This is a genomic window from Streptomyces sparsus (assembly GCF_054776295.1).
In genome coordinates this window covers 1-653 of sequence record NZ_BAAHCA010001599.1, presented here as the reverse complement: position 1 = coordinate 653, position 653 = coordinate 1, and the positions used below count along the sequence as shown (strand labels likewise).

At 76.4% G+C, this 653-nt stretch carries 1 protein-coding gene; it reads left to right on the top strand.

Annotated features, from left to right (window positions below; translation table 11 throughout):
- Positions 1 to 653, top strand: a 653-nt coding sequence (locus tag ACYVE9_RS29835) for a beta-ketoacyl reductase (protein ID WP_461030985.1), incomplete at both ends; no start/stop codon positions are given.

Genomic DNA, 653 nt, shown 5'->3' with positions numbered 1-653 from the left:
CGCCGCGGAGCTGCGCGGGGAACTGACGGCCCTGGGCGCGGAGGTCACCGTCGCCACGTGCGACGTGTCCGACCGCACCTCCCTGGCCGCGCTGCTCGCCCGCGTCCCCGCCGAGCACCCGCTGACGGCCGTCGTGCACACCGCCGGCGTCCTGTCCGACGGCATCGTCCCGTCGATGACGCCCGAACGGCTCGCCGAGGCGCTGCGGCCCAAGGCCGACGCGGTGGTGGCCCTGCACGAACTGACCCGTGACCTCGACCTGACCCGGTTCGTGGTCTTCTCCTCGGTGGCCGGCACCTTCGGCGGCGCCGGACAGGCCAACTACTCCGCCGCCAACGCCTTCCTGGACGCCTTCGCCCGCCACCGCCGCGACCTGGGGCTGCCTGCCGTGTCGCTGGCCTGGGGCACCTGGCTGCCGGACGCGGGCATGACCGCGGAACTCACCGGCGCCGACCGCGAGCGGCACGCCCGCACCGGCATGGTGCCCCTCGGACCCGACCGGGGCATGCGGCTGCTGGACGCCGGAAGCGAGTCCGACCGGGCCGCCCTGCTGCCCATGGACCTCGACCAGGCCGCTCTGCGCACCCACCACGACGCGCTGCCCGCGCTGCTGCGCCCCCTGGCCAAGGCCCCGACCCGGCGGCGGGCCGGTA